Here is a 12,374-nt window from a genome sequence, read left to right on the forward strand (position 1 = left end):
TTCATCGACACCGGACACAGCAACGCCAAAAGCGAGGGCATCAACCGCGTGATCAAGCTCGTCGCCCGCGCCGCCTTCGGGTTCCGCAACGCTACAAACCAGCGCCTACGCACACGCTGCGTCACCACCCGCCGAGCCCGCGGACACCTCCGCACCGCTCAACTTTGAAGACCCGCCAAAGCCTTCTCGCCGGAGCCGGTGAGGTGTCGACGAGGCGGGAGACCGTCGGGTCGGAGGCGACCGGCCCGAACACGGCCGACTCGGCCCGCAGCATGCCGACGTCCGCGAGGCAGTCTCCGCCCAATGCCACCGCCAGTGCGACGTCCAGCAGGATCTTCCCCGGATCGTGCACCGCCCGAGCCTTCCGCCACGGCGTCAGCGCCGCGGATATCGCGGTGTCCAAACCGGCCTTGCGGACGGTCTCGACCAGCAGCACACCCCCGGCCTGCGAGACCACCGCCCAGCCACCGCCCTCGACGCGGACACGCGGGTACGACCCGATACGCTTCTTCACCTGGAGAGTGCTTCTTTCCGTGCAGCCAACAGGACCCTCGACAAGTCCCATCGTTGCAGGTCAGGAGCACTCTCCGCTTATCTGAACAAGCCTCGGACACCCCACCCCGTGAAAGCGCGAGGCTAAACTCCGTCCGTCTGCTCAGGTGTGTTGCCTATTGAGATACATGCCTATACGGGACACACCTGGCAGCACTGTCGTGGGCCGCCCCCGGCCCTTCTCCCTCATCCTCCGAGGAACGAGACTGACGTGAACGACGACCTCCACCCGGGCCGCCGGCGCCTGCTGAAGATGTTCGGGCTGGGTGCCACCGCGACCACGGCCGCTCTGTTCCAGGCCGACCCGGTGCTCGCCGCGACCCTCGGCTACGACGAGAAGACAGGGGTGTCCCCGACGACGTACCGGGCGCCCAAGGGGCTGGCGCAGAACACCCCTGCCAAGCAGGCCGCGCTCGGCTGGATCGACGCCAACCAAGGCGCCGTCACCAGGCTGAACGACGACGTCTGGAAGTACGCGGAGTTGTCGCTGCGCGAGTGGAAGTCCTCCCTCGCCACCGCCAACCTGCTCAAGGCCAACGGCTTCACGGTCGAATGGGGTTCGGCGGGCTTCCCGACCGCGTTCGTCGCCACCTACGGCAACGGCGGCCCGGTGCTTGGCTTCAACGCCGAGTACGACGCGCTGCCAGGCCTGTCGCAGAAGAAGGGCGTGGCCACCCACGACCCGCTCGTCTACAACTACGACGCCTACGGGCCCTCGTACGGCGCCGGACACGGTGACGCGCACAACGCGCTCGGCGCGGGCGGCACAGCAGCCGCCATCGCGGTCGCGCATGCCATCCGCGCCCAGGGCCTGAAGGCGACCGTCAAGCTGTTCGGCAGCGCCGGCGAGGAGCAGCTCGTCGGCAAAGCGTACGCCGTGAAGGAGGGCGTCTACGACGGCCTCGACGCGTTCCTGGACAGGCACCCGTTCAACATCACCACGCCGTTCTGGAACACCACCAGTGCGCTGATATCGGCCACGTTCACCTTCCTCGGTGCCTCCGGTCACGGCGGCACGCCGCTCGGCAACAAGAGCGGTCTGGACGGCGCGCTGCTGATGGCCACGATGTCGGAGTACCTGCGGGAGAAGAACGTCGCACCGTCCGGGCGGTTCCATTACGCCGTGATCAACGGCGGCGGCGCACCGAACGTGACCCCGGACATGTGTTCCATCTGGTTCTTCGTGCGCGAGGGCAGCCCGGCGCGCGCCCAGGTGCTCTACGACAAGATCGTGGAGTGCGCGAAGGCCGCCGCCCAGGCCAGTCAGACCCGGCTGGTGCACAAGTTCCACTCGGCGACCTGGAACCTGCTGGCCAACAAGGCCGGCGCGGAGCTGCTGTACGACAACATGCAGCAGATCGGCGCGCCGAAGTTCACCGACGCCGACCACACCCTGGCCAAGGCCGTGCAGAAGTCGCTCGGCCGTCCGGAGGTGGGCATGCCCACCGAACTGGTGCCGCTCGCTCCCCCGGCAGCCGCCTACACCGGCGGACTGGCCACGGACACCGCCGACATCAGCTGGCAGGCGCCCACCGCCGTGCTGCTGTCCGCCGCCTACCCGCCCGGACTGCCCAACCACAACTGGGGCGTGACCGCGACCGCGGCCACCGACATCGGGCACCAGGCGATGCTGTCGGCCGCCCGCTACCTCGCGGCGGGCGCCGTCGACCTCATCGAGCAGCCGGACCGGCTCGACGCGATGAAGCAGGAGTTCAAGGGCCGCACCGAGGGCATCAAATGGGCCTCGATGATCCCCGACGGCACCCAGCCGCCGCTGTACGAGCCTCCCGCGGACTTCCTGAAGTCGACCGGGCAGAGCTGGCCGCCCGAGGGCGTCACCTGGCCGGTGCCGCCGGTGGTCGCCGCCGAGCAGCTCGGTACGACCGGGCCGAACCTGCCCCCCGTCACCTGACGTCCCCGGCCCGCCCTTCCGTCCGGCGTCTCCCCCGGCCTCCGCGTCCGTGGCTGTCCACTCCCGGCGGCCACGGACGCGGTGACATACGTGTGTCATCGCGTGCATGGGAATGGCGAAAAACATGCCCGACACACGGATCTCCTCTTCAGCAGGTGGGAGCTGCGTGCGTGCGCGAACTGCCCGTCGCCTGGTGACCCCGCCACTTCACAAGACCCGTATTCACAAGACCCGTACCACCATCAACAGGAGCGTCATGAACATCACCGTCAACGAGGAGAAGTGCTGCGGCGCCGGCCAGTGCGTCCTGGTCGCGCCCGAGGTCTTCGACCAGCGCGACGAGGACGGCATCGTCGTACTCCTCACCGCACATCCCGCAGACGACCAGCACGACGCCGTACGCGAGGCGATCGCCGTCTGTCCCGCCGCCGCCATCGAGGTCGAAGCGTGACGTCCTCCGCCGGAGTGGTCGTCGTCGGTGCCTCGGCGGCGGGCCTGGCCACCGCCGAGGCACTGCGGCAGGCGGGATACGACGGCCCTCTCACGCTGATCGGGGACGAAGCGCGGCCGCCCTACGACCGGCCGCCGGTCTCCAAGCAGTTGCTGGCCGGCGACTGGCCCGCGGAACGGCTCCTGCTGCGCCCGGCCGAGGCGTACACCGAACTGGACGTAAGGCTCCGGCTGGGCGTGGCGGCACGCGCTCTGGACCCCGCCACCCACCGGGTCCGGCTGGGCGACGGGTCAGAAGTGCCGTACGACAGTCTCGTCGTCGCCACCGGAACGCGGGCCCGCACCCTGCCCGGCGCGTCCGGTGTGGCCGGAGTGCACGTGCTGCGCACCCTCGACGACGCGCTCACACTGCGGGCGGCGCTGGCCGGCCGGCCACGACTGGTGATCGTGGGCGGCGGCTTCGTCGGCGCGGAGGCCGCCTCGGTGGCCCGGGCGCTGGGCTGCGAGGTCACCCTGATCACCGCGGGGCAGGCACCGCTGACGGACGCGGTCGGTCCCGTCGTCGCGGACATGCTGGCCTCGGAGCACCGGGAACACGGGGTCCGCCTCGTCACCGGGACACGCGTCACCGGTCTGCTCACCGAGGAGGGGCGTGTCACGGGCGTGGCCACGGACAGGGACCGTGTCACCGGTGCGGTCCCCGCCGACGCCGTACTCCTCGGCATCGGCGCCCGGCCGAACACCGAGTGGCTGACCGGCAGCGGACTGCCGCTGGGCGACGGTGTCGAGTGCGACAGCCGGTTGTACGCCGGACAGGACGTGTGGGCCGCCGGGGACGTGGCCTCCTGGCCCGACCCCGTCTCCGGCGTCCGGCTGCGGATCGAGCACCGCACCAACGCCGCCGAGCAGGGACGCCGGGTCGCGGCCAACATCCTGGCGGGGCCCGAGGCCGCCGCTCCGTTCAGCACGGTTCCCTACGTGTGGTCGGACCAGTACGGCCTCCGGCTCCAGGTGTACGGCCTCGCCCGCGGGCCCGGCAAGACACATGTCGTCGACGGGGACCCGGAACAGCGTAAGTTCACCGCCGTTCGGGTCCGCGACGGCCGGGTGGCCGCTGCCCTCGGTGTGGGCATGTTCCGGCAACTGCGCACCCTGCGGGCGCTGGTGGCGGAGCGGGCGCTCTGGCAGCCGGAAAGCCTCACCTGCTGAGCGATCCGGCGTCCCCCATCACGACCACCGGATGCTGTGCCGGGTCGAGGGTGCCCAGCAACTCCTTCATGTGCCGCTTGGCGATGCTGACGCACCCGTGGGTGGGGCCGCCGTGGTCGACGTGCAACCAGATCCCGCCGCCCTTGTCCGCGCCCAGCGGCCGCGTCCAGTCCAGCGGGGTCGTGCCCTTCTTGTGGTTGTAGTCGATGGCGATGACGTAGTCGAACGCCCCTGCCAGGGGTTCGCCGTTGAAGCCGAGACCGCCGACGGTGTATCCGGCGGAGGAGCGGGTGTACGGCAGGCGGGAGCCGGGGTCGGACAACCGGCCCCCGGCGTCGCTGAGGGTGAACACGCCGATGGGCGACCGGAGGTCACCGGCGCGGTGGTCGTCGGTCCAGCCCTTCAGCGCGTTGTGCGCGGCCCAGGTCGCGCCCGCCCTCCAGCCGTCAGCGGTGCGCTGGTAAAGCACGACCCCGGAGCGGTTGGAGTTCTTGCCCTGGCCGGTGACCAGGACGACCTGGCGGGTCTTGGCCGGTACCTGCGACAGCGTCTTGGGTCCCAGTCCGGGCAGCTGCGTGGGCAGTTCGGGAGCCGCGTTGTCGACTCCGGACATCGGACGCGCATCGTCCCGCGCGGAGGGCGCGGCGGCCGTGGGGCCGTCCGCCGAGACTGCCGCGGAGGTGTCGTGGGACGCCCCCGCTCCACTCGCCCCGCACCCGGTGACGGTGGCCGCGACCACCAGGGCGGCGGCCGTCAGCGGCAGGCGTCCGCCTGCCCGGGACAACGTGGTGAAGATCTGGTCACCCGCCGGCGGGGCCCGGTGGCGCCCTCGGGGGGTGTGTTTGCTCGGTGAGGCCATGCCCCAAGCATGTCGAACACTTTTCAGGAACTCGTCAGCGCCCCACCTGTATGAGACACATCACCGCAGGTGCTTCCGCCGCACCCTGGTGTTCACCGGGTGACCGTCGCCCACATCTGGCCGGTTCTCTCCCCTGGGTATCCTCGGGCACAGCAACGACCAGGGCCGGAGGCCACACATGGATACGGCGCTGATGGACATCGCGCGAGCCGAGGACGTGCTCCTGACACGAGCGGCGCAGCGGGGCGAAGCGGCGGCTCTGGGAACGCTGTTGGAGCGCCACCGCCCGGGAATGCGCGCGGTGGCCCTGAGCCTGCTGGGCCCCGGTCCCGATGTCGACGACGTCGTGCAGGAAGCGGCGCTGGTCGCCCTGCGCCGTATCGCCGACGTCCGTGACCCGCAGGCCGTGGGGCCGTGGCTGCGTATGGTGGTGCGCAACGCCTGCCGGTCCCTGCTGCGCGAGTCCCGGCGCACCGAGCCCGTGGACGAGGTGCCCCTGGCTCCCGACGGCGCCTCCCCCGAGCATCTGCTGGACCGGCATGCGCTGCGGGACTGGATCTGGGAGGCCGTGGAGGAACTGTCCCCGGCGTTGCGGCTACCGGTGGTGCTCCGCTACTTCTCGTCCGGCGTGACCTCGTACCAGCAGATCGCCGAAGCCTGCGCGGTCCCCGTCGGCACGGTCCGCAGCCGGCTGCACCAGGCACGCCGCTTGCTCGCCCAGGCCCTCGCGGACACCTCCGCCTCCGGCCACGACGACACCGCACGCCGTACCGAGGCGAGCTGGCGGGAGGCGCACGAGACGCTCGCGGCCGCCGAGCGCGGGGAGTTCGGCAAGGTGCTCAAGGACCGCTACTCCCCCGACCTCTCCCTGCTCAGCGGGGGGCACCGGCTCGGTGGCGTCGGACTGATGCTGGTGGGCATGGATTCCGACCTGTCGGCCGGGGTCCGCCAGCGTCCCCGGCATGTCGTCGCCGGCCGGTCGCTGGTCGTGTGGGAGATGGATCTGGTCAATCCGCCGGACGCCCCGGACCACTGCCCGCCCGGGGTCGCCTGGATCATGAGCCTCGAAGGCGGCCGTATCAACGAGCTGCGCCTCTACCACGCGACGCGTCCCGCCGCGAGGCGGGAACTCCCGGCGGCCTGAACCGCCCGGGTCGCGGCGCGGGGGCGCCGGCGCCAAGGCCTTCGGGCCGGTGCCTCAACGCCGAGGGCGCGGACGCTGCCTCTGCCACCGGAGCCTTCCTGCCTATTACGGCGTAATAGCTCCGTACGGGGCTGCGGCCTGCCGCACCGAGGACGGCGACCTATTACGCCGTAATAGCCCCGTCGCGTGACGGCGACCCCGCGACGACCTCGTGACGTCCCCTCGACCTATTACGCCGTAATAGGTCTGCCGCCGCGATGCCCGCCCTCGGGGCGCCCCGCCCCTATTACGGCGTAATAGCTCGACACGCCTCCTCCTCTCAGAACCTCCCGCTCGACGTGACGTGGATCACGCCCGTGCGATCGAACTTTCGACCACCCCCCGCGTCGTGTCGGTGTCAGCACACACCCTCACTCGATGCGGAGAACCCCATGAGCAGCACAGCCGGTTCGAACCACGCCCACGACCCCGCCTCCGGCCCGCTGTCCCCCGGCGCCCACTCCTTCGAGGTGGGCGGCGTCACCCAGCGGTACCACGTTTACGGCAGCGGCCCGGTGGTCGTCGCCCATCCCGGCGGGCCCGGGATCCACTGGGAGTACCTGCGCATGCCGGCCCTGGAAGAGCACCTGACCATGGTGTACGTCGAACCGATCGGCACCGGCGGATCCGGGCGCCTCCCCTCGCACCCGCACGGCTACACCCGCGACCGCTACAGCCGCTTCCTGGAAGTACTGATCAACCGCCTGGGCGTGCCCGAGGTCCACCTGCTCGGCCACTCGCACGGCGCGTTCGTCACCGCCTATCACGCGCTGAACCGCGCACAGCGGCTGGCAGGTGTCGTGTTCTACGAAGGGGCGCCGGTCACCGGGCCCGAGCACGGCGCGGAGGCGGGCCGCATGGTGGAGCAGTTCGCCGCCGAGCACGCCGGTCACCCCGGCCTGCCGGACGTCCTGGCCGCCTTCGGCGCGATGTCCGGCATGGCCACCGACGAGGACACCGTGGCGGTGGCCCGGGGCGTACTGCCCTCGTACTTCGCCCGTTACTGGGAGAACGAGGAGGAGCTGGCCCCGTTCCGGGACGCGATCCGGGCGACGTTCATCTCGGGGCTGGACGAGGACCTCTCCCCCGATGTCATCGACGACCGCGTGGCCCTGAAGGGACTGGCGGTGCCCGCGCTGGTCGTGGTGGGTCGGCACGACGTCATCTGCGGGCTGCGCTGGGGCCGGGAACTGGACGACCTGATCCCCGACTCGCGGCTGCTCGTCCTGGAGGACAGCGGACACATGGGACACGTCGAGGAACCCGAGCGGTTCACCGACGCGGTGCTCGCCTTCGTCCGGGAGACCGCGCGTGACGCCGGATGAGGGAGGCCGTAGCCTCCGACCGTAGCCAGCAGGACCCGTAGGACCACCGGAACCAAGGCGCACCCTGCCCGGAGGAGGGTTCCCCATGATGACGCTCGACCTGCACCCGGTGTTCCGCAACAACCGGGACATCGAAGTCGCGATGCGTCAGTTCCTCTTCCGAGCCTCCCACGCCGGCGTGCCGGTCGCGGAGATCATTCCCGGCAAGGGGTCGGGGCGGCTCCGGGCACGGGTCCTGGCCTTCCTGGACCAGCAGCACATCCGCAAGCTCTACGTCCGCCGTGAGGTCGACGCCCAGAACTCCGGCCGCGTCCTCGTGTACTTCTCCTGAGCGGGCGGTACGCCGCGCCCGGACCGCCCGCTCAGGGCGCCGACGTCGCTATCGGCAGCGAACCGCACTGCGACCGGGGCGTCTTCGCGCCCGGCTTCTTCGGCGCGATGGTGCGGGGGTCGACGGCCTCGCCGGGGGCACCCTCGCGGTAGAGGCCGTCGGGCAGGCTGTCCCGGTCGTGCGGCAGCAGGAAGAAGACCCGGCGCTTGTACAGGCCGCTGTCGGGATCGGGGGAGGCCTGCTCGTCGAGCAGCGCGTAGCCCACCATCCGCCCGTCACGGGCGTAGGGGGGCTTGGTGTTGCGGCGCTTGGTCTTGTCGAGCGCCTGGCGGACGTAGTCCAGCCTTTCGGGGTTCTCCAGCCACACCACCTCTTCCTCGTGGATGAGGTCGCTCTCGGTCAGTAGCGAGCTCATGGCTGCAGCCCCTCCTTCGTCGGCGTGCTCCCCGCAAAGGGGGACGTGGCCAGGCATGTGAACATGTCGCTCCGGCCCGCGCTCCGGCCAGCGGCGGGGCCTTTGGCGGGAGCCACCGCATGCGGGACCTGCCCTCCATCGTAGAGCGCCCGGCGGCCGGGGTGCAGGCCGACCGCTGAGTACGGCCGAACTCCGGGCCCCCTCATGGGTGCTCCAGCAGGGCGATGCCCGGGTAGTACTTGCGCCCGTTCGACTTGATCATGTCGGCCGGCGAGGCCAATCCGACCTCCTGGCGGACCCGGTTGGCGAAGGCCCTCGGTGTCGCGGGCCTGATCCCCTCCCCCGCGTTGCACCAGGAGCTGTACTCCGTGTACAGCAGGCCCTGTTCGACCCGCAGGTCCCGCCCGGCCTCGCCGCCGTCCCGGGTGCAGCACTCGGCCAGGAAGCGGCCGATGTGGTCCTCGGTGGTGGCGTAGGCGGTGGTGGCGATACGGACGCGGTCGGGGCCTTCCAGGGGGTCGCGGGTGGCCAGGTAGCGCTGGGCGCCCTCGATGAGCCAGTGCAGGATGCCGGGCCCTTCGTCCCGTACCAGCTCGAAGGCGAGGTTGTCGATCCTGCGTTCGGCGGGGACGGTCCGGGTGAAGGGCAGCAGGCGGATGCGGCGCCAGAAGGCGAAGCCGCCCGTGGAGACCTCCGGGCGGTGGTTGCCCAGCAGCCACAGGTGGTGGGTGGGCGTGAAGGAGAAGTAGTCCTGCCGCATCCGGCGTGCCTTGATCTTGTCGCCGCCGGTCAGCAGCCGCACCCGGGCCTCGTCGAACTTGTCGTTCGGCTTCAGTTCGCTGCACACCACCAGCCGGCGGCCGTGCAGTTCGGTCAGCTCGGTCGAGTGCTCCGAGAACGCCCCGCGGTCCATCAGGAAGCCGGGCGGGGCGGCGTCGGCGTAGTCGCCCAGGATCTGGATCATGATGTCCAGCAGGACGGACTTGCCGTTCTTGCCCTCACCGTGCAGGAAGGGCAGCACCTGGGCGCCCACGTCACCGGTGATCGAGTACCCCAGCAGCAGGTGGAGGAAGTCGATCATCTCCTCGCCCTCGGGATCGCTGCCGAAGGTGTCCACTAGGAAGCGGTGCCAGCGGGGCGTGTCCATGCGCTGCGGGGCCACGCTCGTCGCCCGGGAGTGGAAGTCCCGGGTGGGGTCGGCCTTGCGCAGATGGCCGTTGTGCAGGTCGACCACGCCCGCCGGCGTGCACAGCGCGTACGGATCCCCGTCCAGGCAGTCCGGGTCCACCGAGAGGTCGGGAGACGCCTTCGCCTGCGTGAGCAGGGCCTTCATCCCGGTGGTGGACAGGGTGCGCCGCTTGTGCTGGGCAATCTCACGGTTGCTGAAGATGCCGCGCGGATCGGTGTCCGGCATGTCCTCGGCCATTTCCCCCGCCGCCCACAGCGCGGCCTTCTCGCCGCCCGTGCGCTTCCACCGGTAGCCGTCCCAGGCGAACCAGCCAAGCCCCTCCACGTGCCGGAACTGGTCGCGGTGCATCTGCACGAAGAGCCGCGCGTTCCCCCGATCGGACAGGGAGGGCGGCAGGAACGGCGTGCCGAAGGCGCCCGGCGGTGGGAGCGGCGGAGCCACTGACACGGCCTCAGGCGCCGTCTGGGCGGGCAGCAGGGCCGCTCCGGACGGGCCGGCCGCCTCCAGGTCGAGCATCTGCTGAGCGGCAGCCTGCGGGTCGAAGCGCGGTGAGCTTCCGGCACTGCTGCTCATGGACGTCCTTTGAGGTGGAGAGGGCGGGCAGACCCTACGGCAAGGGCGTCGTCGACGATCGTTTCGTTTCTGGTCCGCTGCCAGGGACGGGCGTACTGGGCGACCCTGACGAGTCGGTCCCGGACGTCCGCGTGTTCGAGGTGGCCCGCGCCCACCAGCCCGCCGGCGGTGTAGGCGGCCCGGTTGAGCTTCTCGGTGAAACTCGTCCCCTCCCGGGCCACGGCGCACCCGGCGACCTGCTGGATCAGCGGATCCAGGATCCGTAGCGCACCCGCCACGCCGTGGCCCGGACGGATGGCCCTGGAAGGGGCTGGAGCGGCTTCTGAGGCGATTACGGGCCCCTGGGAGGGGGAATCCTCGGGCAAGGGCCTGAAAGGCGCGGAGAAGGGCGTGACGGGCCGCGGAGCCGCGACATGTCCCGTCCTGGTGAGTTCGTCCCTGAGCCAGCCGGGCAGGGGCGCCGGGAGCCGGGCCGCCCCCTCGGCCCGGTAGACGCCCTGTGGTGTCCGGGTGCCGGGGGCCACGATGTAGCCGCCGTCGGCACGGACGTCGACCTGCCAGGCCAGCGCCGCGTTCCGCCCGGACCCGGTGGAGCAGCGGAACCGCGTCGAGGGGACGGGGTTGAGATACCAGACGTGCAGCCCCCCCGAAGGGGTACGGACCCGTAGCGTCGTCTCGTCCGAGGTGGGGTCGGGCTCTCCCCGGTAGGCGGCCAGCAGCGCCAGCGTGTCGAAACCGGAGGCCAGCCCGGCCAGGCTCACCTGCTCGGGGATGGGGATGCCGGGCAGCAGGCGCGAGCGGTCAGCCACCGGGGCCGCGTGGGCATCGATGTCGATGACCACCAGCTGTGCGGGGGCACAGGCGACTCCCACGCCCGACGCGGGCTTCTCGGTCCACCAGCGGTTGATGCGGTCCGGGTCCGTGGTCGCCGCGTGGAAGCCGTGGCAGGGACGCCCTGCGGGCAGACAGGGGCAGTCGGCGGGGTCGTGCCGGTGCGAACGGCAGTCAGGGCAGTTCCCAGCGGGGGTCTTGCGCCCGGGAGCCAGGGGGTGGACCGGCCAGCCCTGAGCGGCACACCACCGTGCGACGGCATGCGGAGCCACGGGCCCGACTCGGGCTGCACTTTCGCGTTTCTCACCTTCGCGCGGCACGGGGATCGTCCTCGTCACGTCTCATCGTTGGCTCACTGCACGGACACCTGGCTGGCAGTGACGCGCCATCAGGGACCGAAGGGACTCTAGTGCGAAAAGAGTCTAGAGCTCATCGTCCGAAAAGTGGGTCTGTTCTGGGCCGCGTGCCGTTTCTATCAGTTTTCCTGGTCCCTTGAGTCCCTGGGGCCCTCCTACGGTGAGTCTCCAGTGCGCACCGGCCTGCGTCGGTCCCTGCGACCGGAAGACGTCCGGTCCCTCACGGCGAGGCAGGGACCAGCCAGCCCCACCCTAGGGGCTGAAGGGACTGATGATTGTCATATAAGCCAGCACTTGAAAAGAGGCTGCACCGGCGTCCCCCAAGGGTCCGAAGCACCCCAGGGACCAAAAGCCAGGGGCCGACAGGGTCCAGGGACCCTGTTGAGTCCCTGGACGTTTGCCCAGGTCAGAGGCTATGGATCTCCTTTCTCAGGGACTGTAGGGACTCAACTCGGCAATTATGAGCTGTACATGAACATGGGTTACATTCGCGCCCGCGTATACGAATCACATGTCTTTTCTACGTCATAATTGCGACTTTAGGTCCCTACAGTCCCTGCGCAGACGGGCAGAACGTCCCTGACCTGCGAAAACACCAGGGACTGAAGCTCAGGGACCGAGAGGGACCAACCTTGCTTCAGCCCCTCCCCTCCACCCCCTCCCCTCCACCCCCTCCCCTCCACCCCCTCCCCTCCGGCCCCTCCCCGCCGGTCCCTCCGCAGGCGACACGTCTGACGCCGCTGGTCCCTGGCCGGAGCCCGGACCGTCCGAAAGAGCAGTGAACCTTTCGGTCCCTGAGCTCGTTTTCCTGTTATGAGTCCCTTCAGGCCCTCTGGCCCGATGGGTCCCTGCCGAGGCAGGGGGCTATTACGCAGTAATAGCCCGCGCTCGGTCCCTGTTTCCCCTCCTAAACTCCCTTCCCATCCGCTCTCCAGGGTTTGTCAGGCCGACTGCCGCCCCGGCTCAAGGGTCGGGACAAGAAGCGATGCCCCGCAGGGACGCCGCGGTTCTGCGCCGAGTACGGGCTCCTGACGCGGTAGTTGTCAAGTCAAATGAGACGTTCGCGGTGCTATGAACCTTGTGGTTCGGGTTGGCTTCGTTTCGCCGGGTCGTTGATCCAGACCTGGCCGGGTATCTCGGGTGGCTTCGGCCGGCGGGCGAAGTGTTCGGGGTGGTGTTCGTATGCCTC

General features: G+C 70.2%; 11 protein-coding genes and 1 pseudogene. 7 read left to right on the plus strand and 5 right to left on the minus strand.

The genetic code is table 11. The features are described from left to right. On the plus strand, positions 1-168 hold a 168-nt coding region (locus ACFC02_RS38740), incomplete at its 5' end, for a transposase (RefSeq protein WP_376367095.1). Here ACFC02_RS38740 and ACFC02_RS38745 read toward each other — a convergent pair. After that, a pseudogene (locus ACFC02_RS38745) lies at positions 162-514 on the minus strand (transposase); the annotation flags it as partial. The gene ACFC02_RS38740 and the pseudogene ACFC02_RS38745 overlap by 7 nt on opposite strands. 249 nt (positions 515-763) lie before the next feature. On the opposite strand from ACFC02_RS38745, the gene ACFC02_RS38750 reads away from it, so the two are divergent. From ACFC02_RS38750 to ACFC02_RS38760, 3 genes are all read left to right on the plus strand, one after another. Further along, complete coding sequence (locus ACFC02_RS38750) at positions 764-2,464, plus strand: amidohydrolase (RefSeq protein WP_376367076.1); 1,701 nt, start codon at positions 764-766, stop codon at positions 2,462-2,464. A gap of 256 nt (positions 2,465-2,720) precedes the next feature. Beyond that, complete coding sequence (locus ACFC02_RS38755) at positions 2,721-2,915, plus strand: ferredoxin (RefSeq protein WP_376367078.1); 195 nt, start codon at positions 2,721-2,723, stop codon at positions 2,913-2,915. Next, positions 2,912-4,123 (plus strand): NAD(P)/FAD-dependent oxidoreductase, encoded by a 1,212-nt coding sequence (locus tag ACFC02_RS38760; protein WP_376367080.1) that lies wholly within the window; start codon positions 2,912-2,914, stop codon positions 4,121-4,123. Before ACFC02_RS38755 ends, ACFC02_RS38760 begins: the two co-directional genes overlap by 4 nt. On the opposite strand, the gene ACFC02_RS38765 is transcribed toward ACFC02_RS38760, so the two are convergent. Then, positions 4,113-4,982: a L,D-transpeptidase family protein gene (locus tag ACFC02_RS38765; RefSeq protein ID WP_376367082.1), complete on the minus strand. Its 870-nt coding sequence runs from the start codon at positions 4,980-4,982 to the stop codon at positions 4,113-4,115. The two genes, ACFC02_RS38760 and ACFC02_RS38765, sit on opposite strands and share 11 nt — an antisense overlap. Before the next feature lie 193 nt (positions 4,983-5,175). Here ACFC02_RS38765 and ACFC02_RS38770 point away from each other — a divergent pair, with 193 nt between their 5' ends. The 3 genes from ACFC02_RS38770 to ACFC02_RS38780 all read left to right on the plus strand — a co-directional run bounded on the left by ACFC02_RS38770 (position 5,176) and on the right by ACFC02_RS38780 (position 7,821). After that, complete coding sequence (locus tag ACFC02_RS38770; RefSeq protein WP_376367083.1) at positions 5,176-6,126, plus strand: RNA polymerase sigma factor; 951 nt, start codon at positions 5,176-5,178, stop codon at positions 6,124-6,126. Between the two features lie 431 nt (positions 6,127-6,557). Continuing rightward, positions 6,558-7,490: an alpha/beta fold hydrolase gene (locus ACFC02_RS38775; RefSeq protein ID WP_376367085.1), complete on the plus strand. Its 933-nt coding sequence runs from the start codon at positions 6,558-6,560 to the stop codon at positions 7,488-7,490. Between the two features lie 85 nt (positions 7,491-7,575). Continuing rightward, positions 7,576-7,821 carry a Smr/MutS family protein gene (locus ACFC02_RS38780; RefSeq protein ID WP_376367087.1) on the plus strand — a complete coding sequence of 82 codons (246 nt, stop codon included), beginning with the start codon at positions 7,576-7,578 and terminating at the stop codon, positions 7,819-7,821. A gap of 31 nt (positions 7,822-7,852) precedes the next feature. Here the strand turns inward: ACFC02_RS38780 and ACFC02_RS38785 are convergent, their stop codons facing one another. The 3 genes from ACFC02_RS38785 to ACFC02_RS38795 all read right to left on the minus strand — a co-directional run bounded on the left by ACFC02_RS38785 (position 7,853) and on the right by ACFC02_RS38795 (position 11,101). Next, entirely contained in the window at positions 7,853-8,236 is a 384-nt protein-coding gene (locus tag ACFC02_RS38785; RefSeq protein WP_376367089.1) for a DUF6009 family protein, read from the minus strand. A gap of 202 nt (positions 8,237-8,438) precedes the next feature. After that, positions 8,439-9,998, minus strand: coding sequence for a phage/plasmid primase, P4 family (locus ACFC02_RS38790; RefSeq protein WP_376367091.1), 1,560 nt, complete (start codon positions 9,996-9,998; stop codon positions 8,439-8,441). After that, positions 9,995-11,101 (minus strand): bifunctional DNA primase/polymerase, encoded by a 1,107-nt coding sequence (locus ACFC02_RS38795; protein ID WP_376367093.1) that lies wholly within the window; start codon positions 11,099-11,101, stop codon positions 9,995-9,997. Before ACFC02_RS38795 ends, ACFC02_RS38790 begins: the two co-directional genes overlap by 4 nt. Positions 11,102-12,374 lie beyond the last annotated feature (1,273 nt).

The sequence above is a fragment of the Streptomyces sp. NPDC056160 genome (genome assembly GCF_042268205.1).
In the GTDB taxonomy this organism is placed as follows: domain Bacteria; phylum Actinomycetota; class Actinomycetes; order Streptomycetales; family Streptomycetaceae; genus Streptomyces.